We start from the raw sequence: 24,401 nt of genomic DNA on the forward strand, positions 1-24,401 counted from the left end.
TGCAATCCAGCATCCGCGAGTCGGGGTCAGGGAATGAGGATGACACGCGTCATGAAAGCTCGGCGGAACACATCCAAAGCGGCCATCGCATCGCTTGCCCTGGGCCTGAGCGCCTGCGCCAGCATCATCGACCCGGTCGATCCCACCGTCGTCGATCTCGGCACTGTCGTGCCTGTGCGGGCGGATTGGGCCGAACCGGCGCCGGATGGTCTGCCGCAAACCGACTGGATCGAAAGTTTCGACGATGCGAGCCTGTCAGCGCTGGTCGCCCGGGCGCGGGCCGACAACCCATCGCTCATCCGCACGCTGGCCCAGCTCGACCAGGCGCTCGCCCAGCGCGGGATCAGCCGGTCCGAACTCTATCCGGATTTGGGTTTCAGCGCATCGGTCCGCCGGACCGAAGGCGGTGTCGGCTTCAATGCCGGGACGACGAACTACAATATCGGCGTGGCGTCGAATTGGGAAATCGACGTAGTCAATCGCGTTCGCGACCAGGTGAACGCAGACGGCGCCGGGGCGCAGGCTTCGGCTGCCGATGTCGCTGCGTTGGAACTCAGTGTGGCAAGCCGTGTCGCGACAAGCTGGTTCGATGCGGTTCAGGCCGGATTGCTGGTGCAACTGTCAGCTGATGACATCGCCACGCAGGAACGATCGTTGCGGCTGACACAGCGTCGGTTCGAGTCAGGTTTGACGGGATCATCCGACGTGCGTCTGGCACGGTCCGCCGTCGCCAACGCGCAAGCATTGGAACAGACGCGGTTGCAGCAACGCGATGCGACACTGCGGTTGATTCAGACGCAAATCCGCGCCTATCCCGACGCCGATATCGCCTTGCCGGACGATCTGCCGCGCCTCCCCGATTTCGAAGGGGCGGGAAGCCCTGTCGACATGCTGGCGCGCCGCCCGGATGTCATAGCCGCCGAACGCCGCATCGCCCAAGCCGGACTGAACGTCGATGTCGCGCGCAAGGCGCTCTATCCGCGCCTGTCGATCGACGGCACGCTGGGCGATCAGTCCTTGAACTCTTTGGGCAACGTGCTCGACCTCAAGAGCCTGGCCTACAGCCTGACGGAATCGCTGACCGCGCCCATCTTCCAGGGCGGGCGCCTGCGCGCCCAGGTCGAGTCGCAGCGGGCCCAGCTCGCAGTGCAGGTCGAGAACTATGCGCAGACCGTGCTGACCGCCTATGAGGAAGTCGAAAACGCGCTGGACGCCGAGCAGCGACTGGAAGCGCGCGAAGCCGCCTTGCGTGTCGCGCGCGATGAAGCCGTCATGGCCGAAGAGCGCTTGGAATTGCGTTATACGGAGGGGCTGGCGACGATTCTGCAATTGCTGGATGCCCAGACCCGGCGCCTCAATGCGGAAGGTCAGTTGATCGCCGCCCGGGCCGAGCGGCTGGCCAATCGCATCCGCCTTCACGTCGCGCTAGGGGGGTCGGGATATGCCGAACCGCCCGGACTTTTGGACAGAAACCCGGTCCGCGTCCTTGGAATCGAATTGCCATGACCCCTCCCGCCCGCACTCTCGGTTCCGCCGACCCTGCGCCCGCCCTCCACACCGATGGCGGGCGTCAGCGTTATCCGATCTTCAGGACCGTCATCTTCTCGTTGCTCGGCCTGGCCGTGATCGGCGGCGGCACGTTCGCCGTCATCAAGGCCAATGATAAACCCGAAGAACAGCGCCGACCCTTCACGCCTCTTGCGGTGATGGCCGATTATGCCAAGCGGCAGGATGTCCGCCTGACCGTCACCACGCAAGGCGAGGCGCGGCCGCAGACCGAAATCGATCTGGTCCCGCAGGTCGGCGGCAAAGTTGTCTACGTCTCCCCGAATTTCGTCGAGGGCGGCATCTTCCGGCGCGGCGAGACGCTGGTCCGCATCGATCCGAGCGACTACAATGTCGCCGTGGTGCGCGCGGAAGCCGGCGTGGCCCAGGCGCAGCAAGTGCTCGACCGTGAAATCGCCGAAGGCGAGATCGCGCGCCGCGATTATGAAGACCTCGGACGCGGGGAGCCCAGCGCGTTGGCCTTGCGCTTGCCGCAACGCCGTCAGGCCGAAGCCGCGCTCCAGGCGGCCCAAGCCGATCTGGACAATGCCAAACTGCAATTGACCCGGACATCCGTGACGGCGCCGTTCGCCGGCCGGGTGCGGAGCAAATCGTCCGATCTCGGGCAATTCGTTTCCCCGGGTGCGCGTCTCGGCCAGATATTCTCCATCGACATCGTGGAGGTCCGGTTGCCTTTTACAGATGCCGATCTGGCAAAGGTCGATCTTCCAATCGCCTATGTGGCGAAAGACCGCGACAGCGCGCCCAAGGTCAGGCTTTCGACCACGATCGGCGGCGTGCGGCAGGTCTGGAACGGCGAAATCATGCGCACCGACGCTGCCTACGACACGCAGACGCGCGCCTTGTTCGCGATCGTCGAAGTGGCCGATCCCTACGGGTCCGGTGCGTCGGACAATGGCGTGCCCTTGGCGCCCGGCCTGTTCCTCGATGCCGAAATCGAGGGGCGTATTTTCGAGGATGCGCTGGTGATTCCGCGCGACGGCTTGCGCGTGGACGACGAAATCTATGTCGTGGACGATAAGGGTCAGGCGGAAATCCGCACGGTCTCGGTGATCGACGCCAATCCGCAGCGGGCCGTGTTGTCGGCGGGGGTCGAAGCAGGCGAACTGGTCGTGCTGTCGCCGATGGAGCGTTCGCGCGTCTCCATCCCGCTCAAGGTTCTGGACGTCAACGATCCCAAGACCGTTCTGGTCGAGCCGGAACCACCGGCCTGGATGAAGAACCGCGATGGAGACGACACGGAAACGTCAGATGACACCGACGGCGAGACGTCGGACACTGCAGGTGAAAGCGGAGGATCTTCAGAATGAAGAAGCTCATCGCCTATTTCGTCCGCAACCCGGTTGCGGCGAACCTGCTCATGTTCCTGATGGTCGTCGGGGGCATTTTCGGTTATTTCAACCTGCAGCGCGAGTTCATCCCGCAGACCACGATCAACGGCATGTCGGTCACGGTCTCGTGGCCAGGGGCCAGCCCCCGGGATGTCGAACAGCAGTTGGTCGTGCGCATCGAGGAGGCTGTCGATGGTCTCGACGGGATCGACTATATCGAAAGCAATGCGCGCGAAGGCGCGGCGAACGTCAATGTCCGCACCAAGATCGGGATCGATTATGAAAAGATGCTCGACGAGGTCAAAGCCCGCGTCGATGGTATTCAGAACCTGCCGCCCGATGCCTTCCGGCCACAGGTTTTCCGCTGGGACGCCCGCAACGACGATTTCTACCTGGCCCTGTATGGAGACATGGATCGGCTGACCTTGCAGCGTGAGGCAACCCAGCTCAGGCAGGAGCTGTCCAAACTGCCCGGCCTGCAATTGACCAGCCAAGTGTCCAAGCAGGAAGAACAGGTCACGATCGAAATTTCCGAAGAAGCGCTGCGGCGTTACGGCATGACGTTCACCCAGGTTGCGCAGGCGATTTCCGGCGCATCGGTCAATCTGTCGGCCGGAACCGTGGAAACGACCGGCGGGAGATTGCAGCTCCGGGCCCGGAACCTGGCCAATTCCGCGGACGAATTCCGGGACATCATCGTCCGTCAGACCGCGAATGGCGGCACCGTGCGGGTGCGCGACATCGCCAACGTCATCGACGGTTTCGACACTGACGATTTCGATGCCCGCTTCAATGGCAAACCGACGGCGATCTTTCTCGTCGAGTCGCCGGATACGATGAACATCACCGAGTCTGGAGAGGCGGTCCGCCAGTTCGAAAAGGACGTTCGCGAGCTGCTTCCGCCTGATCTCAATTTCGCCATCTGGTTCGACGGGTCGACCATGTTCGACGACCGAATGGATCTGATCGGCGGGAATGCCATCACCGGCATGATCCTCGTGCTCATCATCCTGATGTTGTTCCTGCGCCCGAAGGTCGCCATCTGGGTGACGATCGGCATCGGCGCAGCCTTCATGGGTGCCATCGCCATCGCTCCGTCCCTGGGCATCACGCTCAACATGATTTCGCTGTTCGCCTTCCTGCTGGTGATCGGCATTGTCGTGGACGATGCGATCGTGGTCGGCGAAAGCATCCATCTGCACAATGAAAACGGTATCGAAGGCGAACGCGCGGCCGTCGGCGGCGCCTACATGGTCGCCAAGCCGGTCTTCTTCGCGGTTGTCACGACCATCATCATGTTTCTGCCGTTCCTGTTCATGAGCGGTCCGATCCAGGCGATCTTCAGTCAGATCAGCCTCGTCGTGATCGCCGTTCTCGTCTTCTCCCTGATCGAGGCTTTCTTCATCCTGCCGGCCCATTTGCGGCATTTGCAGCACGTCGAACCGAGTTCGAACAAGCTCCTCGCCATGCAGAACCGTATCGCGGAGAGCCTAGTGACATTCGCCAAGACGGTGTTCCGGCCGTTCGTGGCGACATTGATCCGTTGGCGCTATGTCACGCTGAGCGTCTTCGTCGCGCTGCTGGCCTCGGCTTTCGCCTTGTTGCAATCGGGTGTCGCACCGACCGCGTTCATCCCGGAAGTCGAAGCCGACATGATTCAAGTCAGTGCGCGCTTTCCGGAGGGCACATCCTTCGAACGCATCAAGCAAGCCCGCGCTCAGGTCGATGCCGGCATCGAGCAGTTGAACGCGAATGCAATGGCTGACTTCGATATTCCCGGACCGATCATCGACAAGCCCGGGACCATTGCCGAAGGCACGCGGGTCGAAGGCTATCTGGGACTGGCTGCCAGCGATGAAAGGCGTCAGATTTCATCCAAGGATATCGCCGACAAGCTCGAAGAATATGTCGGGCCGATCCCGGACGCGTTCCGGGTCAATTACGGTTTCACGGAAGGGGGCGGGCAAAACCGCGGCGGGTTGTTCTACGGTGTCGCGGCTTCCAACGAAGACGACTTGCGCGCCGCCCTGCTGGACCTCAAAGCCCAGATCGAAAGCTATCCCGATATCACCAATGCGTGGGACGGGCTGGAAAGCTCGGCCAGCGAAATCCGCTTCACCTTGAAACCGGGTGCAGAAACGCTCGGCATAACGCTGCAGGATGTCACGCGACAAGTGCGCGAAGCCTTCTTCGGCCGCGAAGTGCAACGCCTGCCGCGCAATGGCGAAGATGTGCGCGTCATGGTCCGTTATCCGGAGGCGGCGCGGGAAAGCTTCGACAGCCTCAACAATCTGCGCGTCCGGGCTCCGAACGGTGTCGAAGTCCCGCTTTATTCCGTCGCGAATGTGGAGATCGCGGAAGGCATCGGCCGCATCAACCGGCGCGATCGGAAACGGGTCGAATATACGGGCGCGCGCGTCCGGGGCGAACAATCCCGCGTCGCTGAGATCCGCAAGGACATGGATGAAAACTTCTTCCCTCAATGGGAGATGCGCCATCCACGGGCGGGCAAGGTCAATGTCGGTGACGACGAGATCGAACAGAACTTCATGCGAGAACTCAAGATCAGCCTGATCGCGATCGTCATCGCGACATATGTGCTGTTGGCGATCGCCTTCCGGTCCTACGCGCAGCCTTTTCTGATCCTGATCGCACTTCCCTTTGCCTGGGTCGGCATGATTTTCGGCAATATCGTCACCGGGGTGCCGTTCGGCATGTTCTCGATCTTTGGCTTCCTCGCCGCGACGGGGGTGGCGATGAACGACAATCTGGTTCTGATCGATTACGTCAACCGGCTGCGCTCCAAGGGTGTCGGCGCCTATCAGGCCATGCTGGACGCTTGCGTGGCGCGCTTCCGGCCGATCTTGCTGACTTCGGTCACGACCTTCGTCGGTCTGGTCCCGATCCTGTTCGAGACAAGCCCGCAGGCCGAGTTCCTCAAGCCCATGGTCGTGGCGTTGGCTTTCGGCGTCCTGTTCGACTTCTTCCTGACCTTGATGCTGGTCCCGGCCATGTACGGCATCGGGGTCGATATGAGCCGTTTCTTCCGCGGTCTCTGGAACGGAACGAAATATCCGCCCCTTGGAACGCGTTATGACCCGGAACTGGCCCTTGCTCTGGACGATTTCGAACTGGAAAAACCCCCGGCCATCGGCAACACGTCTGCAACGCCAAGGCCCGCCGAATAGAGGCCGCATTCGCAGAAGGACCCCCCATGAGACATTCCCTTGCCGCAGGCGCCAGCCTGTTTGCCCTCCTCCTTGTCGCTTGCGGAGATGCTGCGCCTGTCGCCGATGACCGAACCGTAGCGGAGGTTCCGGCCGCCGAAGTGCCGGAACCCGTCGTGCAAACGGCACAGCTGGGGACGTTCGGCGTGTCGCTGGACAATATGGATACTAACGTCGATCCGGGTGAGAACTTCTTCGAATATGTCAACGGCACATGGCTCGAGACCACGGAGATCCCGGCGGACCGGTCGCGCTACGGTGCGTTCAACGTGCTGAGCGACCGGGCCGAGAAGCGCGTGCGCGGCATCATCGAAGATGCAGCGTCCAGTGATAATCCCAGTGCCGACGAGAAGCGCATTGCCGACCTCTACAACGCCTTCATGGACACTGACGCCATCGAAGCCGCCGGGCTTGACCCGATCCGCGCCGATTTGGACCGCATCCGCAGTGCGGAAACGCGCGAGGACATCATCGACCTCATGTCGGACGCCGAACTGGGCCTGTCCGCGCCGGTTTCGCCCTACATCTATATTGACGCTAAGCAGAACGACGAGCACCGGGTCTATCTGACCCAGTCCGGGCTCGGCCTGCCCAATCGCGACGCCTATTTCGAAGAAGGCGAGCGGGCGGACACCATCCGCGCGGCCTATGTCGACTATATCGAAACCATGCTGACCGAAGCAGGGGCGGACAATCCGCGCGAGCGCGCCGAAGCCGTGATGGCGTTCGAAACCGCGCTGGCCGAAGGTCATTGGACCCCGGTCCAGCGCCGCGACCGCGATGCGGTCTACAACAAAATGACCAAGTCCGAACTGTCCGACATGGCCGGTGGCATGCCGTGGGACCGTTTCTTCGCCAATCTCGGTCTGGACGGTGAAACCGAACTCATCGTGCGCGAAAACACAGCGGTCGAGAATGCGGCTCGGGTTTTCGCCGACACAGATGTGGATGTGCTGTCCGATTATCTGACCGTGTCGCTCCTTTCGAACAATGCCGCCTATCTGCCCAAGAGGATCGACGATGCGCAATTCGATTTCTACGGCCGGACGCTCAACGGACAGGAAGAGCAGCGTCCGCGCTGGAAACGGGCCGTTTCGCAGATCAACAACCGCCTCGGCTTCGTCGTCGGCAAGGTCTATGTCGACCGTTATTTCCCGCAGGAATCCAAGGACCAGATGGACGATCTGGTCGAGAACCTGCGCGCCGCCTTCAAGGACGGCCTCGACAATCTGGAATGGATGGGCGACGAAACCAAGGAACAGGCGCAATACAAGCTCGCCAAGTTCAATCCGAAGATCGGCTATCCGGACGTGTGGGAGACTTATGAGGGTCTGCAGATCGACCGCGACGATCTTTACGGCACGGTCAAGAGCGCGCGCGCGTGGGGGTGGAACGACCAGCTTTCGGATCTGGGCGCACCGATCGACCGCGACGAATGGGGCATGACCCCGCAGCGCGTGAACGCCTACTACAATTCGATTCTCAACGAGATCGTCTTTCCGGCGGCCATTCTCGACGCGCCCTTTTTTGATCCGAATGCCGACCCGGCCGTCAATTATGGCGGCATCGGTGCGGTGATCGGCCATGAAATGGGGCATGGGTTCGACGATCAGGGCCGCAAGTCGGACGGCGACGGCGTGCAACGCGATTGGTGGACGGTTGAAGACGCCGAACGTTACGAGGAGCGCGCCGCCAAGTTGTCCGCGCAGTATAGCGAATTCGAACCGCTGCCGGGTGAGTTCCTGAACGGCGATTTGGGTCTGGGCGAGAATATCGGCGACCTGACCGGCGTGACCATGGCTTACGATGCCTACAAGCGTTCGCTGAACGGCGAGGAAGCGCCCGTCATCGACGGGTTCACCGGCGATCAGCGCTTCTTCATGGCCTGGGCACAGGTCTGGGCCATCAAGTGGCGGGAAGAAGCACTGTCGCAGCAGATCAAGAACGGTCCGCACAGCCCCGGCGAATTCCGCGCCAACGGCATCGTGCGCAATATCGATGCCTGGTACGAGGCGTTTGATGTCGGCCCGGACGATGCGATGTATCTGCCGCCGGAAGAGCGCGTGAAAATCTGGTAGCAGGACGCCGCGCGTATGATCCCATAATGAAAGCCCGCCATGTTGGCGGGCTTTTTCGTATCAGCCCGCATGATCGCGCAGCGTGTCGGCCAGCGCTTCGACATCGGCGGCCGGCGTGTAGCCATGCAGGGAAAAGCGGAACCCTTCGTTCCGGACATCATGACGGATCGCCGCCTTGTCGAGCCTTTCGATCAGGCCGTCGCGATTGGGTGGATCCATGACGAAGGTCGCGCCGCGCTGGTCGCGGTCGGTCGGCGAGACATGCCACTCTTCCGGCACGGCGGCCGAAAGCCGATCCAGCCGGTCCTGAATGCCGGTCTGCAAATCCGTCAGGTCGAGTGTGTCCCACTCTGCCATTGCCGCATTCGCGCAGATCAACGGAGCCGGGGACGGCGTCCCACCGAAGAAACGCATGGCGTCGTCGGCATAGCGGAAATCCGCAATATCCATCTCGAACGGGTTTTCATGGCTGAACCATCCCACATCCAGCGGCCGCATGTCGGACATGCGGTCTTGCCGGACATGGAGAAAGCAGGCCCCCGGTCCTGCGCAGAGGAACTTCACGCCCGTGCCGATCACGAAGTCCGCGCGCCAATCGGTCACGGCAGTCGGCACGGCGATTAGGGACTGGGCGATATCGACGATGGAGGTCGCGCCGGATTGACGCGCCAGGGCGCAGATCTCCTCAACGGGTAGCAGACCGGACGTGTTCGACAGAGCGTGCGTGACATGGACGATGGCCGTCTTGTCGCCGATCATCTCCTGCCACCGGGCCGGATCGGTCGGATCGCCCTCCACGAAACGCATGCGGTATCCAACGCGTTCCGCCTGTTTCAGGACGAAGCCGATGGTCGGGAAATCCTGTCGCGACAGGACGATTTCCGGCCGGGCCGCGTCGAAGGGCAGGGCATGAACGATCTTGGTCAGCGCGCTCGACACGTTGGTCTGCGGGCAGATCGTGGCCGCATCCACGCCCAGCAATCGCCCCAGACCTTTGCGGAAACCGTCGAGCTGCGGCATCCAGTCCGACCAGCTCGCCCCGTTGCGCCACGATTCCAGATAGTCCGCGCCCAGCGCGGCCGCCGTCGCCTTGGGCAGGCATCCGACGCTATGCGACAAGAAATAGCGGGCCGGAGCGTCGAACCGGTCTCGGATGCGATCCTCAGCCATGCGGGCTGACGGGCAGCTTGTCGCGCACGGTTCCGTACTCCGCGCCCCACCGGTCGGTCATGTCGGCGCGGACCTGCCAGAGTTCGGGAAACATCTTGTGGCGCAGCCCTTCGTTCAGGATTTCGACCGGACGCCCCTTGAGCGAGTTCGCTCCGACCCCGATGGAGCGGTAGATCAGCTGCATGTGATCGCTGCGGAACTTCTGGAACTGTTCGTCGAACTCCGCCAGCGCTTCGGCGATCATGTAGGCGTCGTCGTGGCGGTAATCCGTGTCGTAGACTTGCTCTAGCGTCCGGTCGTCGCCTTCCAGATAGATGTCGGTGAATGTCCTCCAGAGATCTTTCGGCATTTTCAGCAGCACGCGGAATCCCGGGCTTTCCTGGCCCGACCCGTTGCCGAGGAACAGGCGGATTTGCTGGTAGTCTTTGGGCGACATGGTCTCCAGCAGGGTCAATTGCTTGGACATCAACTCTTGGCAGATATGCACCCGCCGGAACAGGGTCAGCGCCTTGAAACTGTTGCGCGCGCGCATCTCGTCATCGATGTCGAGCAGCGTCGCCGCCATCAACTTCATCCACAATTCCTCAATCTGGTGCACGACCATGAATTGCAGCTCGTCCGGATGGCAGAGCGTGTCCGTGTCCTTCTGCAAGGCAAGCAACTCGCCTGTCTTCAGGTAGATTTCGTAGTCCAGGCGGCCATCGCCGCGCATCATTTTCTCGTAGGCTTGTCTGTCCATTGCCGTCACTCCTCTTAATCCAACGTTTCCGAAAGGGAACGCGGGCTCAGGCGTGACCGGTTAGCCAGCGGCGCAGGACATGCTGCGCGAGTTCGATCTCCAAAAGGACCATGGGCCAACACTGGCTCTCAGTCCTGTATTTGTAAAGCATGGGCTGAGACGACGCTCCGACACTCTGACGCCCGGCCTTCCTCGAACAGAAGGCCGAGCCTTCCGCAGCGTTAGGGAGGCGTCACGACCGGTCGCAGCAAGCGGCGTGTCAGCTCGACCTGCAGCGGGCTGAGCGCCAGCGACAGGGCGATGACCGATAAAGACATTTGGTAGCCGACGCCGGTGATGATGCCCGCGGTCGCGCCTATCGCCGTCAGCACGAAGCTGAATTCGCCGGGCTGGGCCAACAATGCGCCCGCATAGACCGATTGCCGCCAACCATAGCCGGCGACGCGGTAGATCAGCGAATTGAAGACCATGCTCGACAGCAGGACGAGCGCGACCAGCAGCGCGATCGGCAGGATGCGTTCGGCGATGAAGGACAGATCCAGTAGCAGGCCGACCGACACGAAGAACAGGCCGAGGAACACGGTTCGGAACGGGGCGAGCGCGCCGGACGCCCATTGCGTCGCGCGCGCCGCACCGACGATCAGCCCGCCCGCGAAAGCGCCGAGCGCGGTCGAGAGCCCCAAGGCGGAGCTGAGCCAGCCCAGCCCGAAACAGAGCGTCAGCGCGCCGAAGACCTGCAGCTCCGGCGCGTCCGTCAGACGGTCGGCGAAAGGCAGCCGCACGGGCCGGTCGAGCGCGATCCAGACGATCAGCGCGATCAGGGCGAGCCCACCGATCAGTTGCGCCGCGACCGCCTGCGGCGAGAGCGCCGCGCCGCCGCCGACGAATATCCCCAGCGCGATGATCATGCCGATGGCCGCGATGTCCTGGACGACCAGGACGCCGATCGTGTCCTGTCCGAACTGGCTGCCGGTCAGGCCGTGCGCTTCGAGCAGTTTCAGCGCCACCGCCGTGCTGGACAGGGAAATGACGAAACCCAGCAGCAGCGCGCGTTCGGCCGGCCAGGCGAAGAGCTGCCCGATGCCGAAGCTCAACGCCACGCAGATTCCGATCTGCATCAGCGTTCCAGCGACCGACACCCGCCACCCGCGGATCAGCCGGCTCGGCTGCGTCTCCATGCCGACGAAGAAGAGCAGCAAGGTCACGCCGAGCGCACCGAGCCGCTCGACCGGTTCGCCGTTTTCGATCAGGCCCAGCCCCGAATGGCCGAGCAGCACGCCGGCCACGACATAGGCGATGACATGCGGCTGCCGGATCAGGTGGAGCAGCAATCCGGTCGCGAAGATGATGGCCAGGGCCAAAGCCGTCGGGCCGAGATAGGGCTCGATCGTCACTTGGCGGCTGCGGCCTTCGCGGCGGCTTCGAGAATGTAGACCGTGATCTCGCCTTCGATGGCGGCGGCCCGCGCGGTCGCGCAGAACACCGTGACGACGAAGGCCACCTTACCGAGCAGCGTGGTCTCCACGCCGGCTTGCGGCTCGCGGCTCGGCAGTTCGGTCTGCAGCCTCTGCCGGACCATGGACCAATAGCGTTCGCCGAGTTGTTCCGTGTCCTCGCAGAGCGCGGGCAGGCGCTTGCGGATGCCCGCCAGGATCGGCATCGGGTCCACCCCCGCTTCGACCGTGACGGTGAAGCTGTGGTGGAGATATTTCTTGCGGTAGGATTCGTTGAAGATGGTGTGGGTCAGGAAGACGGAATTGGGCACGACCAGGATGCGGCCCGTATAGTCGGCTTGGCGCGTGCCCGTGCCGAGTTCCTGCAGCCGGGTGGACAAAATGCCCTCCAGCAATACTTCGCCGCGCAGGCCCTGCACCTCGATCCAGTCGCCGATGGTGAAGGGCGAGGCGGTGGTGCGGTAGAGCCCGCCCATCAGGCAAAGCAGATATTCCTTGGTCGCGATCACCGTGGCCACGGCGAAAGCGGTCAGGGACAGGGCGAAAGTGGAGAGCTGGGGCGACCAGATATAGACCAGGCCCAGCAAGGCCAGCAGGATGGTCGTGTTCTGCACCACCGAGACCCAGCGGCGGCGGCTGTCCGACAAGGTCTCGCTTTTGCCCCGGATCATCCGCACCAGGAGGAAGCGCGCGACGATGGCGATCAGGATCAGGCTGAGCGTGTTGATCACGCTGGGATTGTCGAGCCAGGTCAAGCCGGAGAGGTCCATGCCGCGCTCATGCGTCAGGGCGGGGATGTTGGCAACGCCGGAAACGGGCACGACTGGTGCGGAAATGCCGAGGCCTATTCTGCCGCCAAAGACGCGCTTCGATGAGCTTCTGCCCGGTCTTCCTTGATCATGTCCGCCGCCTTTTCGCCGATCATGATGGACGGCGCATTGGTGTTGCCGGACACGATTTGCGGCATGACCGATGCATCGACAACGCGCAGGCCCGTCACACCCCGCACGCGCAGGCGTGGATCCACGACGGCCAGCGGATCGGTATCCAGATCGCCCATCTTGCACGTCCCGACCGGGTGATAGACCGTATCGGCGCGGGCGCGGATGTCGGCGACGATCTCGGCGTCGTCGTCGGAGTCCGTGGCGTAAAGTGGCTTGCCCTTGACGCGGTCGAAGGCTGGCGCGCGCAAAAGGCGTTGCAACATTTTGGCTCCGCGCAACAGCGTGTCCAGATCGCGCTCGTCTTCCAGGAAGGCCGGATCGATCAGGGGCGGATCGCCCGGCTCCGCGCTGGCCAGTTCGACGGTGCCGCGGCTTTTGGGCCGCAGCACGCAGACGTGACAGCTATACCCGCCGCCCGCATGCATCTTGCGGCCATGGTCGTCCACGATGGCGCGGACCATGTGAAGCTGAACATCGGGCGCCGGTTCGGACCGGTCCGTATAGAGGAAACCGCCGGACTCGGCGAAGTTCGTCGTCATCATGCCGGTGCGGTGCTTGCGGTATTCGAACATCGCCCGAACCGTGCGGATCGTCCCGCCCAGCCCGGTATTCATCAGATCCTTCAGTTTGGATCTGTAGCCCCAGATAATGTCGATATGGTCGTGCAGGTTTTCGCCCACGCCCGGCACGTCGGCGGTCTGTTCGATCCCGTGCGGCGCGAGCTTGTCGGCCGCGCCGATGCCCGACAGCAACAGGATCTGCGGCGAGCCGAACGCACCGCCCGACAGGATCACTTCGCGGTCGCACAGGACGTTGCGGCTCTGCGCTTTCCGGCCCTTGCCGGTCCGGTAGCGCACGCCGACGGCATGGCCGTCCTCGATCAGCACGCGCTCGACGAGCGCTTCCGGGATGATGGTGAGATTGGACCGGTCTTCTGCCGGGTCGAGATAGGCCCGCGCCGTACTCCAGCGCTCGCCATCCTTCTGCGTCACCTCATAATAGCCCAGGCCCTCCTGTTCCGCGCCGTTGAAATCCTCGTTGCGCGGCAGCTGCAGCTGGTCGCCTGCCTCCAAAAAGATCTCGTTGATCTCCGACGGGCTGCGCAAGGGGGCGACATTGAGCGGGCCGCCTTGGCCATGATAGTCGTCCGCGCCCGCCTCGCGGTGCTCGGCCTTCTTGAAGTAGGGCAGGACGGACTCGTAATCCCAGCCTTCGGCCCCCATTGCCGCCCAATTGTCGTAATCGTATCGGTGACCGCGAATGTAGATCATGGCGTTGGAACCGGAGGACCCGCCCAGCATCTTGCCGCGCGGCTGGAACCCTTGCCGTCCGTTCAGTGCCTTTTGCGGCACGGTCTCGAACGCCCAGTTGCGCGCCTTCAGGATCAATCCGGCAATGGTCGCCATGGGGATGCGCACGGTCCAATGGCGATGGGTCGGCCCCGCTTCCAGCAGCAACACCGAAATATCCGCATCTTCCGACAGGCGCGCCGCGATCGTGGCCCCTGCGGAGCCGCCGCCGACGACGATGTAGTCGTAGCGGCCCGTCACCTATCTTACGCCCGCGAACCGTTTGGCCCGCACGACGAGTTTCTCGGATTTTCCGTCATGAGGGGCCATGATCGGGGCCATCATCCTAGCCTTCAGCCTGGCGAGAAAGCCGTCAGTCTGCTGATGGAAAACGCTCTTCATGTGGCTGAAGGTCTCGAAACCCTTCTTGCCGTGATAGGCGCCCATTCCGGACGGGCCGACGCCGCCGAAGGGCAATTCCTTCTGACTGATGTGCCACATCGTGTCGTTCGTCGTGACACCGCCCGCATGGGTCTCGAGCAGGACGCGGTCCGTCTTGGCGTCGTCCTTGGTGAACAGGTAGAGAGCGAGCGGACGGGCGTGACGCTGCACGTAATCGATCTGGTCGTCCAGCGTATCGGACGCCACGACTGGCAGGAGGGGGCCGAATATTTCCTCCTGCATGATCTTCATGTCGGGATTGACGCCCGTGACGACCGTCAGCGGGATGCGCCGCTCTTGGGCGAGCTGCTGCTTGTCGTCATCGCCGGCCGTCCTGACCGTCGCGCCCTTGGCCTCGGCATCGTCCAGCAGATCCTGCAGACGCGCATAATGGGCGTCGGCGATGATGGTCGTGTAATCGTCGTTTCCGGCAAAGGCCGGATACATGGTTTCGGCCTGCCGGATCATGGCCTCTGAAAAGGCGTTGATCTTGGCTTGCGGCATCAAGGCATAGTCCGGCGCGATGCAGGTCTGTCCCGCGTTCATCAACTTGCCCAGCGCGATGCGGGGTACGATCTCCTCGATCTCGGCATCATCCTGCACCAGGACGGGCGACTTGCCGCCCAGTTCCAGCGTGACGGGCACGAGGTTCTCGGCCGCAGCCCGCATGATGTGACGGCCGACCGAAGTCGAGCCGGTGAAGAGCAGATGGTCGAAACCGAGGCCGGAGAAAGCCTGGGCCACCTCGACGCCGCCGGTCGCGACGAAGACTTCTTCCGGCGTGAAAGCTTCCGCCATGATGCGCTTGAACAGGTTCGAGAATTTCGGCGTGTATTCGCTCATCTTGACCATGACCGAATTGCCCGCCGCGATCGCGCCGATCATGGGCGAGACGGCGAGGAAGAGCGGGTAGTTCCACGGCACGATGATGCCGACGACGCCCAAGGGTTGCGGAATGATCTCGCCCTTGCCGGGTTTCTGCGCCAGCTCGATGCTGACCTTGCGCCGCGCCATCCACTTTTCACCGTTCTTCAGATAATCGGCGATCTCGTTATAGCTCGACACGATGTCGGCGAAGTCGGTCTCGATCAGCGAGCGGCTGCCGAAATCCTCACTGATCGTTCGCTTGATGTCGTCCTCGTGCGCGCGGATGACGTCGCGCAGCTTTTCCAGTCGCACTTTGCGCTCGGACCAGGCCGGATAGGGATTGCGCAGAAATGCATCCTTCTGGACGGTGAGCGCGGCCTGCAGATCGTCTTTCGTCAGATCGCTGTCTATTTGAGGCTTTTCCGGATTGATGCGGACCATGTCGCGCTCCCCTGAAGTCTTATTGATTGATTTGTTAATACCTTAGACCAAACGACGGAGGCCCGCAAACATGCTGCAGGCGGGGCCTCCATGCAGTTATGAATTTTGCGCATTGTCGATGCGGCTTCGGCTCAGGCGGAGCGACCGCCGAAATGACGGGCGATGGCGATCGCCAAGGCGCGCGACCGCGCGGCCGGATGCGGTTCGCAGGCGGCGATCTGGCTGTAACGGCGGCGCAGCTTTCCGAGCGCGTCGTGCGTGTGCTCGCGCAGGGCGTCTTCCATCCGGTCGTAACCCGTTGCCAGGCGTCCGGACGGGCGGGGCAGGGCGATGACACCCGCGCCCACACGGCGCGGATGGGTTGCGTAATGACGTTTGTAGCCGTCCGTCTCTGGACCCAGATCGATGACCCGGTAGCCGATATCGGGCGCGGCATCGATCAGCCTTTCCAGCAATTGGATGCCGGGCGCATAGGCTTGCAGATCAGGGTCGTAACCGATGATCCAGCTGTGGAAGACGCGGCCGTCCGTCAGGCCGAGATCGCAAGCCGCGATCCGGTCGCCGAAATACAGCACGTGCAGATCCGCCCGCAGCCCGGCCTCCGGTCCGCGCTCCCATAACGCGCGCAGCAGACCGGACGTGCCGGGATTGCCCAGCACGTCGAACTTGCCCGTTTCGTCAAACTTGTCGCGTTTCCATCGGATGAGGGTCCGGTAGGCGTCGATGTTCCGGCTCTGGAACACGGTGCAAGGCGCGCCGATCTCGTCCTCGGTCTTGCGGATGCGGCGGCGCGTGGATTTCAGATGGCGGCGATAGCTGCCGTCGCGCGCGTCGCGCCAGTCCTTGGAACTCGCGATCTCCAAACGTGCCGTGTCCCGCCCGTCCTTCCTCGGCATGGCTGCATAATGAAAAGCGCCGATTTTTTGTCCGGACAAGAGCGAGGCAGCGTCTATGTCTGCGCACTGCTTCGCGATGACGGCCTGATAGTCGGATAAAGGCGCGCCGGAGGGCCGGGCAAAGACGCGGCCCTGCCAGGGCAGCAAGGCGACGATCTCGCCGTCTTGCCGTGCCAACGTTACCTTCACACCGCCTTGGTGATCGTCGACCATCGCGTGATAGTCCGGGTGGTGATAGGGGCTTTCAAGGGCTGGATCGCCCGCACGCAGCGACAACCACTGCGCCCGGTCTTCATCCGACAAGTCGCCGAAAGCGACCGTCTCATATGTCAAGGCGGCATCCATGCGGGCCGGATCCTAGCGTGCAACCGCTAAGGCGTTCTTAAATCAAGCCGTCATCCGAACGGGCTTGCGCTGCATTGCACATGACGCGAAACGAGACCATGACGACGCAATACTCACCCGGTCATGATCACGACCACGATCACCATCACGGTCATAGCCACAGCCATGCGCCGAAAGTGGATGCGGCCAATCGTCGGCGGGTCGGGCTGGCGGCGTTGCTGACCGGTCTGTTCGTCGTCGTGGAAGTGGTCGGCGGGATCGTCTCCGGATCGCTGGCCCTGCTGGCCGATGCCGGACACATGGTGACGGATTTCGCCGCGCTGGCCATGGCGTGGGGCGGGTTCGTCATCGCTCAGCGCCCGGCGACCTGGCGGCACACATTCGGCTATGACCGCGTCGCCATCCTAGTCGCCTTCGTCAACGGTTTGACCCTGTTCGCCGTCGCGGGCTGGATCGTTTGGGAAGCGGTCGAGCGATTGTCCGAACCCGGCAACATCCTGGCGGGGCCGATGCTCTGGGTTGCCGTTGCCGGTCTGGTCGTCAATGTGCTGGTCTTCTGGATCCTCATGGGCGCGGACCGGGCAAACCTGAACATTCGCGGTGCCATGCTGCACGTGCTCGGGGACCTTCTCGGCAGCGTGGCCGCCATTGCGGCGGCACTCATCATCCTGATGACGGGTTGGGTCGCGGCCGACCCGGTCCTGTCCGTGTTGGTCGCGTTGCTGATTTTGAAATCTGCGTGGGGCCTGATCAGGGACAGCGCGCATGTGCTGTTGCAAGGGGCGCCGAAAGGCGTGGATGTCCGGGCCGTCGCCCAAGACCTGGTCGCGGCGATCGACGGGCTGGACGCGGTCGATCACGTCCACGTCTGGAGCCTGACGCCCGAACGCCCGATGCTGACTCTCGATGCCTATGTCGGCGAAGGCGTGGAGCCGGTGTCGATCGGTCGTGCGCTGAAGGCCCGGCTCGGCGAGCGGCACGGCATCGAGCACGCCACCGTCAACGTCATGCGCGTCTCCGGCGAAAGCGCTAGCCGATGCCCATACGCTCGCGGTAGCGCCGGATGAAATCCTGCTGCTCATGCGTCCGGCCATGGGTTTCGGCGACCGCGTGCATCATGCCGGACAGCCGCCGGGCATCGTCCTTGCCGATGGCGCCCAGCAGGATATCCACCATGGGAAAAAGCGCCGATTCCGGCAACACGACGTCGTGATGGACCATTTCCATCTGCCGGATCAGACCGTCCGCATCGTCCTTGTCCAGCTGCATGTGGACGACCAGCTCCCGCTCGATCCGGGCGCGCTCCTCATCCGACAGGCGCCGGTCTTCGCTCATGTGGGCATCGGACAACATCAGCACCGTCGCCGCTTCGGCCGGCGTTTCGACCAGCGCCAATCCGCGGCGATTGACGGCGCGGCGGTGCCGGTTGCGCCGGGGCAGGTTGGACAAAGTCTCGGCCGCATCGGCGATCTCGCTCGCGCCGCGGCCCAGACGATTGATGATGAAGAAAAGGCCGACGACCGTGCTGAGGATCAGGGCGATAATGTGCATGGCTGAAACCTAACGCCTCATCGGCAGCTCGTATAGGGCCCCATATCGAGGTGGAAATGGTCGGCATGGGCGGCGTTGTAATCCGGTGACAGCACGACGTTGAACACGCGGCAGGCCTCTTGCCGGACGTCACGCAGGAAGCGGCGGTCGTCCTTGTCCTCACCGTCCCAGCCGCTGAGTACCCGGATCAGTCGTCCATCCGCCAGTTCGAATGCCGCCACGTCCCAGGCATTGGCGAAGGCGTGTTCGCTCCACCGGCCGGAGCTGTTGCCGCGCACGCGGCGGCAGGAAAAGCTGCCCATGTGATGCACTTTTACGAGTGGCTGTCCGAACCGGTCGCGGGCCAACGCATCCACTTCGCGCAGCCACAAGAAGGTCGCGACCGAAAGCGGGCATTGCATGTTGGCCTCGCCCGGGCTCAGCACCGTGGCACCGCTGCCGTAGACCAGCCGCGCCACGTCCCAGCCGCACGGCTCGGTCGCGGTCTTGGGCTCGGACGGAATGCTGCGGAAGGCCTCGATGTCACGCGCCAGATCCATGCAGACCTCGGGCGGGGAGACGGACAGGCGCAGGAGCTGCCCGCGCGTCGCCATGCCGATCGGCGCATCCGGATCGAGCGGGCGCCAAGGCAGATGCTGGTTCGGAATGATCCGGTTGAACGTCCACAGAACCGCTATCAGGATCCAGAGGACCAAGGCAGCGCGGAGCCAGCGCCCGATGCGGTCCCAATCCTTATCGTCCCCGCCCCAGCGCACGGGCTCAGCCGGAGTCGTCGTTCAGGCAGATCACCTGCGCGATGCGCCGGTCGCGCCGCAGCCGGTCGGCCTGCAGTGCATAGTCGCGCAGATCCAGCGGCATCGCGCTTCCGTCCGTGGCGCCGACCACGCGCCGCAGATTGGCGGGCGAGACGGTATAGATCCGTCCCCGGCGCGGGGTTTCCGCTGCAACCACCCCGATCAGCTCGCCGTCGGCATCCAGCACGGGCCCGCCCGACAACCCGCCCAGCGACCCCAGCAGCCCGCGCGACCGGGTCAACTCCGACCAGATCAGCACGCCTTCATCCGTGTCGTAGCGCCCGCGCACCTCCATCCGTCCGCGCGACAGCAGGGAGGCGACGACTTCGCCGGGCTGACCCTGCGGATAGCCGAAGAAATAGCCCGTCTCGCCGACCGTGCGCGGTCCGTCCAGATCGGTCGGCAGAGGGTCGCGCGGCCAGGGTGCGGTCAGCCTCGCCAGATCGGCATCGGGAAAGATCTCCGCCTGTTCCATGCGCAGCAGCTGGCGCGCCGACACCTTGATGCCGATCGTGTCGCAGCTGTCCACGACGTGGCGCGCCGTGACCCAATCGCCCGTATCGGAACTGGCGAACGCGGTGCCGATGCCGGAGCGCGGCGCGTCGATCTGCACCAGGATGCGTTCGTCGCGCGGGCTCTCGGACGGCAATAACCCGCCGAGATCGGGCAGGGGCGGAGCAGGCGGCAGCACGGGCCGGTCGCGGTTGGCGTAGATCAAAAGGGCGGCGACGATGCCGCCATAGACCACCCAGTCCGGAATGAATGACCTCACCGCTCAGCCTGCAATGGCGAAGGCCAGGATGATCGACCCGGCGATCTTGAACGCGGCCAGCACCAATGCCGGCGCGGCCACGTCGCGTTCGATCAGGTCCGGAATGCCCCGGAAGATCATATCCGTCATGCGGAACAGGAACAGCTGCAGGGCCGTGGACACGACGCCCCAGACGGCGACATCCAGGAGCGACACCTTGTTGATGAGACAAGCTGCCAGCGGCAGGGCGAGAGCGACGATGAGCGCGGACAGATGGATCGCCGCCGCCATGTTGCCCTGCCCGACGAGGGCGAATTCCCGGTGCGGCGTCAGCTTCACGTAAGTGTAGAGCGCGACGACGAAGATGGCGGTCACCGCCAGCAGATAGAAGACCAGCACGGGAAAGCCACGCGCCAGACTGTCGAAAACGGACTCCATATGGCCCCATCCCTCATGTCAAAGCCCCTCGGCGCGCCGTGTCGCGAATGGCGCGGCGCGGCGCAAGGGGAAAAGTGGAACGAACGCCGCTCCGCTCCCGGCAAGCCGTTTTACAACGGCCCGGCACGGCGCTATGGGGCGGCCACATTCTACCCACATTTGGAGACAGTCTATGGCCCGCGCCAAAATCGCCCTCATCGGAGCCGGCATGATCGGTGGCACGCTCGCCCATATCTGCGCGCGCGAGGAGCTGGGCGACGTCGTCCTGTTCGACATTTTCGAAGGCACGGCCAAGGGCAAGGCGCTCGATCTGAACGAAGCCACGCCTGTGATCGGCAAGGACTCGAAACTGGTCGGAACGGATGATTATGCCGATATTGCCGGCGCCGACGTCTGCATCATCACGGCGGGCTTTCCGCGCAAGCCCGGCATGGACCGGTCCGAGTTGATCGGCAAGAACCTGGGGGTCATCAAGCAGGTCGCCGAAGGCATCAAAGAACATGCGCCCAAGGCCTTCGTGATCTGCATCACCAACCCGCTCGACGCCATGGTCTGGGCCTTGCAGAAATTCTCCGGCCTGCAGCCGCGCAAGGTGGTCGGCATGGCCGGCGTGCTGGACAGTGCGCGGTTCCGCTATTTCCTGGCTGACGAGTTCGGCTGTTCGGTCGAGGATGTCCACGCCTCTGTGCTGGGCGGGCATGGCGACACGATGGTGCCGCTGGTACGCTATTCCACGGTAAACGGCGTGCCGCTGCCGGACCTGATCAAAATGAAATGGACCACGCAGGAGGCCATCGACGCCATCGTCGAGCGCACCCGCAAGGGCGGCGGCGAGATCGTCGGCCTGCTCGGCAACGGCTCCGCATTCTATGCTCCGGCCGAGAGCGCGATCGAGATGGCCAAGTCCTATCTGCGCGACAAGAAGCGCATCCTGCCCTGCGCCGTGAGGCTAAGCGGCCAGATCGCCGGCGTGCGCGGCCTTTACGTCGGCGCGCCCGCCATGATCGGTTCGCGCGGGGTTGAGAAGGTGATGAACATCCGCCTGAAAAAGGACGAGCGCGACATGTTCATGAATTCCGTCGCGGCCGTGGAGAAGATCATCGCCGACTGTCAGGAGATGGAGCCGAGCCTCCGCGACTAGCGTCCGCTCGAAATTCCCGACCTGTGAAGCCCGGCCCCGTGCCGGGCTTTTTCATGTCCAGTCGGGCGCGAAGATGAAGACCTCGTCGACGCGCTTTTCCAGCACATGCGCGATCCGGAAGGCGAGTTCTAGCGAAGGGCCGTAGCGTTCGGCCTCGATCGTCAGGATCGTCTGCCGCGTCGCGCCGACCGCATCGGCCAAGGCCTGCTGCGACAGACCGGCTTCCTTGCGCAGCGCCTTGACGGCATTGGTGATGGTGGTGGCTTTGCCGCCCATGTCAGTCGGCGCTCTCTTCGAGCCGGATCATGTCGAACTCGTCCGCCGCCGCCAGCAGCAGCCCCGCGCCGAAAGCCAAAATTGTGGCCGTCACGACGATGGCCAGGTGCCAGCCTGATTGCAGGCCGATGGTCAGCGCCAGAACGTTGCCGAACAGCAGGATCCAGAAGCCTGCAGTCGCACTCTTCGCCGCCAGCTGCCGTCTGCGTTCGTCCTTGCGATGGATCTCCCGCTCTCGCGCCGGACGGCGCAATTGCAATCCCATCACGATCGCGATCCAGACCCCGACGGGGATTAGGAACGTCTGCGAAAAGATATGGAAGGCCGCCAGAGCGTTCTGCGTCGGATCGGCGGCGCCGAAGAACAAAGGCACGATCCGCATTAGCGCGATGACATAGAGCACCCACATTCCGATGATCGTGTAACGGGTCAGATTGGGTAGAGACATGGCAACACTCCCTGTAAGATATTTCTTACATAGAAGGGCACGGCGTTTTGTAAAGTATTTTTTACAAACCTATCGGGTCGCCCGTTGGCCGAAGCGTAGTTTCTGGTCGATCGTGACCGGCGCGACGTTGCCATTCCGGCGGGCCTCGTAGACCTGCATGTTCTCCATGACTCGCATGACGTAGTTGCGGGTTTCGGAGAACGGGATCTTCTCGACCCAGTCGATGGGGTCGATCTCGCCGGTGCGGGGGTCGCCGTTGCGTTCGATCCACTGGCCGACGCGGCGCGGGCCGGCATTGTAGGCGACGGCGGCCATGATGTAGTTGCCGTCAAAATCCTCCAACAGGTCGTTCAGGTGCAACGCGCCCATCATGGCGCCGTAATCGCGGTCCGTGATGAGGCGGTCGCGGTCATAGGGGATGCCGTGCCGCCGGGCCGTGGCGCTGGCCGTGGCGTTGATCATCTGCATCATGCCCATGGCGCTGGCCGTGGAGACGGCATTGGCCGAGAATTCGCTTTCCTGACGCGCGATGGCATAGACGAAGGGAATGTCGAACAGGGCCGGGTCGAGCCGTTCGATCGGCCCGACGATGGGATAGCCCGCATCCGTGAGCATGGAGCGGAAGCGACCGGACTGCTTGGCCGCCCGGATCGAGGCGCGCATCTGGCCGTAATCGGCAGCGAGCTGGCTCAACAGGGCGAGTTCGTCCAGCGATTCCAGCTGATCGTCCAGCGCGTAGGAAAAGGTCGAGAACAGCCGTTCCTCGCCCGCTTCGCCGAGCAGGCGCAAGGCGCGCACGCGGCGGTCCGCGTCGAAGCGTTGCTTGGCTTGTGCCGAGATGGTCTGCGCGGGCAGGGACAGCCGGGCATCGGTCCCGTTCAGCCGTTTGGTGGCGAGCTGCCCGTAATAGGTGTTCGGATATCGCGACGCCGCCTGATAGGCCTCCGCCCGCGCCGGGGCATTGTTCATCGCCTCGTGCGCACGGCCTTGCCAATAAAGCGCGCGGGCCAGGCTGATCGGTGAATTCACGCCTGCTTCAAGGCGGCGGAAGTGTTCCAGCGCGCGGGCCGGTTGGCCCAGCTTCGTCAGGGCGATCCACCCGCCGAGGAACTCGGACTCGTAAAACGGCGCGCCTTCATCCGCGCCGATATTCTGTACCATGCGGTACGCGTCGCCCCATTGCTTTTCCGCGAACAGCCAATAGGCCATCAGCCGCTTTTCGGTCCACATGCGCTCGCGCCCGCGCTCGGTCGCGGCCGGGGCGCCGATCTGCAGATAGACCGGCAGCGCCTCTTCGCGGGTGCGGTTCTGGCGCCTCCAGCGTGCGCGTTCGTACAGAAATCCCGGATCCTTGGCGCGGCTGGCCGGGATGGCGTTGATGGCCGCCGTGATGCCCGAGCCGTTGGAGGCGAGCTTCATGCGCGCATCCATTACGGCGCGGTCGGCCGCGCTCATGTGGGGCAGCAAGGCGCGCGCCTTGCCGAAATGGCTACGGCCTAGCCAGATCAGATGGTCGGCACGCACGGAGTGGTCCTGCGCGTTCAGGCGTGACCGGTGCTGGGCGAACAGGGTCTGCTGGCGGTCGCGGGTCAGGCGCGCCTCCCGCCAGGCGGATTTCAGCCATCGGTCGCCTTGGGTCGGGTCGCCCAGCGCGTAGAAGGCGTTGGCCAGCACGGCGCGCCCCTCGCCGGAAACGGGCTCTTCGCCGCGGAACCAGGCGACGGCCTCGCGCGGATTGACCGGTTCGTCGAACAGGCGGCCTTCCGCCTTGGCGCGGATCGAGACCATGCGCGGCCAATCGGGCAGATCATGCACCACATTGGTCAGCCAGGCCGTCGGCACGTTCGGATCGCGCGCGGCGCGCAGCCAGCGCAGCAGATCGCGCGCGGTCGGATCCTGGATCGCGCTCATCGCCTGCGTCATGGCCTGCCAGTCGCCGCGTTCTGCGGCGGAGAACCCCTTGCGCAGCTGCAGCGAATCCTGCGTCCCGATATATTCGGACAGCACGGCGGGCGGAGGTTTCAGACGAGGTAGGGGTGCGACGCCTGTCTGTGCCTGGGCCATCACGGCCGGAACGGGTGACAGGAGCGCCGCGCCTGCCAATAGAGCCGTAAAAACCGTTTTCACCCAGATCGCTCCATTTGCTAACGCGCGCCGCGAAGACCGGGCTTGTGCCATGCTTGCAAGACCGGAGACAATGGGTCAAAGCCCGCG

At 63.6% G+C, this 24,401-nt stretch carries 20 protein-coding genes; 6 read left to right on the forward strand and 14 right to left on the reverse strand.

The window, feature by feature from the left end:
- Positions 1–39 precede the first annotated feature (39 nt).
- The 4 genes from Q0718_RS04415 to Q0718_RS04430 are packed head-to-tail and all read left to right on the forward strand — an operon-like array spanning position 40 to position 8,202.
- Entirely contained in the window at positions 40–1,506 is a 1,467-nt protein-coding gene (locus Q0718_RS04415; protein ID WP_298914041.1) for an efflux transporter outer membrane subunit, read from the forward strand.
- Positions 1,503–2,876, forward strand: a complete 1,374-nt coding sequence (locus Q0718_RS04420) for an efflux RND transporter periplasmic adaptor subunit (protein WP_298914044.1) — start codon at positions 1,503–1,505, stop codon at positions 2,874–2,876. The genes Q0718_RS04415 and Q0718_RS04420 overlap by 4 nt, the downstream gene beginning before the upstream one ends.
- A complete protein-coding gene (locus Q0718_RS04425; RefSeq protein WP_298914050.1) occupies positions 2,873–6,085 on the forward strand; it encodes an efflux RND transporter permease subunit in 3,213 nt (1,070 codons plus the stop codon). Before Q0718_RS04420 ends, Q0718_RS04425 begins: the two co-directional genes overlap by 4 nt.
- 26 nt (positions 6,086–6,111) lie before the next feature.
- Positions 6,112–8,202, forward strand: coding sequence for a M13 family metallopeptidase (locus Q0718_RS04430; RefSeq protein ID WP_298914052.1), 2,091 nt, complete (start codon positions 6,112–6,114; stop codon positions 8,200–8,202).
- Positions 8,203–8,262: 60 nt separating this feature from the next.
- Here Q0718_RS04430 and Q0718_RS04435 read toward each other — a convergent pair whose 3' ends face one another.
- The 7 genes from Q0718_RS04435 to Q0718_RS04465 all read right to left on the reverse strand — a co-directional run bounded on the left by Q0718_RS04435 (position 8,263) and on the right by Q0718_RS04465 (position 16,788).
- The gene (locus Q0718_RS04435) at positions 8,263–9,372 is read right to left on the reverse strand and encodes an aminotransferase class V-fold PLP-dependent enzyme (RefSeq protein WP_298914055.1); all 1,110 of its coding nucleotides are present in this window, start codon (positions 9,370–9,372) and stop codon (positions 8,263–8,265) included.
- Complete coding sequence (locus Q0718_RS04440) at positions 9,365–10,111, reverse strand: tryptophan 2,3-dioxygenase family protein (RefSeq protein WP_298914058.1); 747 nt, start codon at positions 10,109–10,111, stop codon at positions 9,365–9,367. Before Q0718_RS04440 ends, Q0718_RS04435 begins: the two co-directional genes overlap by 8 nt.
- 221 nt (positions 10,112–10,332) lie before the next feature.
- The gene (locus Q0718_RS04445; protein WP_298914063.1) at positions 10,333–11,505 is read right to left on the reverse strand and encodes a cation:proton antiporter; all 1,173 of its coding nucleotides are present in this window, start codon (positions 11,503–11,505) and stop codon (positions 10,333–10,335) included.
- On the reverse strand, positions 11,502–12,335 hold the full coding sequence (locus Q0718_RS04450) for a mechanosensitive ion channel family protein (protein WP_298914066.1): 834 nt from the start codon (positions 12,333–12,335) through the stop codon (positions 11,502–11,504). Before Q0718_RS04450 ends, Q0718_RS04445 begins: the two co-directional genes overlap by 4 nt.
- Positions 12,336–12,409: 74 nt before the next feature.
- Positions 12,410–14,059 carry a GMC family oxidoreductase N-terminal domain-containing protein gene (locus tag Q0718_RS04455; RefSeq protein ID WP_298914069.1) on the reverse strand — a complete coding sequence of 550 codons (1,650 nt, stop codon included), beginning with the start codon at positions 14,057–14,059 and terminating at the stop codon, positions 12,410–12,412.
- Positions 14,060–15,547 carry a coniferyl aldehyde dehydrogenase gene (locus Q0718_RS04460; RefSeq protein WP_298914071.1) on the reverse strand — a complete coding sequence of 496 codons (1,488 nt, stop codon included), beginning with the start codon at positions 15,545–15,547 and terminating at the stop codon, positions 14,060–14,062. It lies immediately after the preceding gene.
- A gap of 131 nt (positions 15,548–15,678) precedes the next feature.
- Positions 15,679–16,788, reverse strand: a complete 1,110-nt coding sequence (locus tag Q0718_RS04465) for a GNAT family N-acetyltransferase (RefSeq protein ID WP_298914074.1) — start codon at positions 16,786–16,788, stop codon at positions 15,679–15,681.
- An 80-nt stretch (positions 16,789–16,868) separates the two neighbouring features.
- On the opposite strand from Q0718_RS04465, the gene Q0718_RS04470 reads away from it, so the two are divergent.
- Positions 16,869–17,855, forward strand: a complete 987-nt coding sequence (locus Q0718_RS04470; protein ID WP_298914087.1) for a cation diffusion facilitator family transporter — start codon at positions 16,869–16,871, stop codon at positions 17,853–17,855.
- Here Q0718_RS04470 and Q0718_RS04475 read toward each other — a convergent pair.
- Genes Q0718_RS04475 through Q0718_RS04490 form a run of 4 tightly spaced genes read right to left on the reverse strand, consistent with a single transcriptional unit; the run spans position 17,818 to position 20,322 of the window.
- Positions 17,818–18,339, reverse strand: coding sequence for a hypothetical protein (locus Q0718_RS04475; RefSeq protein ID WP_298914090.1), 522 nt, complete (start codon positions 18,337–18,339; stop codon positions 17,818–17,820). The two genes, Q0718_RS04470 and Q0718_RS04475, sit on opposite strands and share 38 nt — an antisense overlap.
- 17 nt (positions 18,340–18,356) lie before the next feature.
- The gene (locus tag Q0718_RS04480; protein WP_298914093.1) at positions 18,357–19,094 is read right to left on the reverse strand and encodes an extensin family protein; all 738 of its coding nucleotides are present in this window, start codon (positions 19,092–19,094) and stop codon (positions 18,357–18,359) included.
- Between the two features lie 4 nt (positions 19,095–19,098).
- Complete coding sequence (locus Q0718_RS04485) at positions 19,099–19,905, reverse strand: serine protease (protein ID WP_298914096.1); 807 nt, start codon at positions 19,903–19,905, stop codon at positions 19,099–19,101.
- 3 nt (positions 19,906–19,908) lie between these two features.
- On the reverse strand, positions 19,909–20,322 hold the full coding sequence (locus tag Q0718_RS04490) for a DUF350 domain-containing protein (protein ID WP_298914099.1): 414 nt from the start codon (positions 20,320–20,322) through the stop codon (positions 19,909–19,911).
- Positions 20,323–20,494: 172 nt separating this feature from the next.
- Between Q0718_RS04490 and mdh the strand changes: the two genes are divergently transcribed.
- Positions 20,495–21,463 (forward strand): malate dehydrogenase, encoded by a 969-nt coding sequence (gene mdh / locus Q0718_RS04495; RefSeq protein WP_298914102.1) that lies wholly within the window; start codon positions 20,495–20,497, stop codon positions 21,461–21,463.
- 51 nt (positions 21,464–21,514) lie between these two features.
- Here mdh and Q0718_RS04500 read toward each other — a convergent pair whose 3' ends face one another.
- The 3 genes from Q0718_RS04500 to Q0718_RS04510 all read right to left on the reverse strand — a co-directional run bounded on the left by Q0718_RS04500 (position 21,515) and on the right by Q0718_RS04510 (position 24,314).
- Positions 21,515–21,739, reverse strand: coding sequence for a helix-turn-helix transcriptional regulator (locus Q0718_RS04500; RefSeq protein ID WP_298914106.1), 225 nt, complete (start codon positions 21,737–21,739; stop codon positions 21,515–21,517).
- Between the two features lies 1 nt (position 21,740).
- On the reverse strand, positions 21,741–22,187 hold the full coding sequence (locus Q0718_RS04505) for a hypothetical protein (RefSeq protein WP_298914109.1): 447 nt from the start codon (positions 22,185–22,187) through the stop codon (positions 21,741–21,743).
- A gap of 69 nt (positions 22,188–22,256) precedes the next feature.
- Positions 22,257–24,314, reverse strand: a complete 2,058-nt coding sequence (locus Q0718_RS04510; protein ID WP_298914112.1) for a lytic transglycosylase domain-containing protein — start codon at positions 24,312–24,314, stop codon at positions 22,257–22,259.
- Between the last annotated feature and the right edge of the window lie 87 nt (positions 24,315–24,401).

It is taken from the genome of uncultured Algimonas sp. (genome assembly GCF_947498175.1).
Taxonomy (GTDB): Bacteria; Pseudomonadota; Alphaproteobacteria; order Caulobacterales; family Maricaulaceae; genus Litorimonas.

Coding starts and splice junctions, on each gene's coding strand:
- Q0718_RS04415 (WP_298914041.1), top strand. CDS start 40: ATGACACGCGTCATGAAAGCTCGGCGGAACACATCCAAAGCGGCCATC.
- Q0718_RS04420 (WP_298914044.1), top strand. CDS start 1,503: ATGACCCCTCCCGCCCGCACTCTCGGTTCCGCCGACCCTGCGCCCGCC.
- Q0718_RS04425 (WP_298914050.1), top strand. CDS start 2,873: ATGAAGAAGCTCATCGCCTATTTCGTCCGCAACCCGGTTGCGGCGAAC.
- Q0718_RS04430 (WP_298914052.1), top strand. CDS start 6,112: ATGAGACATTCCCTTGCCGCAGGCGCCAGCCTGTTTGCCCTCCTCCTT.
- Q0718_RS04435 (WP_298914055.1), bottom strand. CDS start 9,372: ATGGCTGAGGATCGCATCCGAGACCGGTTCGACGCTCCGGCCCGCTAT.
- Q0718_RS04440 (WP_298914058.1), bottom strand. CDS start 10,111: ATGGACAGACAAGCCTACGAGAAAATGATGCGCGGCGATGGCCGCCTG.
- Q0718_RS04450 (WP_298914066.1), bottom strand. CDS start 12,335: ATGGACCTCTCCGGCTTGACCTGGCTCGACAATCCCAGCGTGATCAAC.
- Q0718_RS04460 (WP_298914071.1), bottom strand. CDS start 15,547: ATGGTCCGCATCAATCCGGAAAAGCCTCAAATAGACAGCGATCTGACG.
- Q0718_RS04465 (WP_298914074.1), bottom strand. CDS start 16,788: ATGGATGCCGCCTTGACATATGAGACGGTCGCTTTCGGCGACTTGTCG.
- Q0718_RS04470 (WP_298914087.1), top strand. CDS start 16,869: ATGACGCGAAACGAGACCATGACGACGCAATACTCACCCGGTCATGAT.
- Q0718_RS04475 (WP_298914090.1), bottom strand. CDS start 18,339: ATGCACATTATCGCCCTGATCCTCAGCACGGTCGTCGGCCTTTTCTTC.
- Q0718_RS04490 (WP_298914099.1), bottom strand. CDS start 20,322: ATGGAGTCCGTTTTCGACAGTCTGGCGCGTGGCTTTCCCGTGCTGGTC.
- mdh (WP_298914102.1), top strand. CDS start 20,495: ATGGCCCGCGCCAAAATCGCCCTCATCGGAGCCGGCATGATCGGTGGC.
- Q0718_RS04500 (WP_298914106.1), bottom strand. CDS start 21,739: ATGGGCGGCAAAGCCACCACCATCACCAATGCCGTCAAGGCGCTGCGC.
- Q0718_RS04505 (WP_298914109.1), bottom strand. CDS start 22,187: ATGTCTCTACCCAATCTGACCCGTTACACGATCATCGGAATGTGGGTG.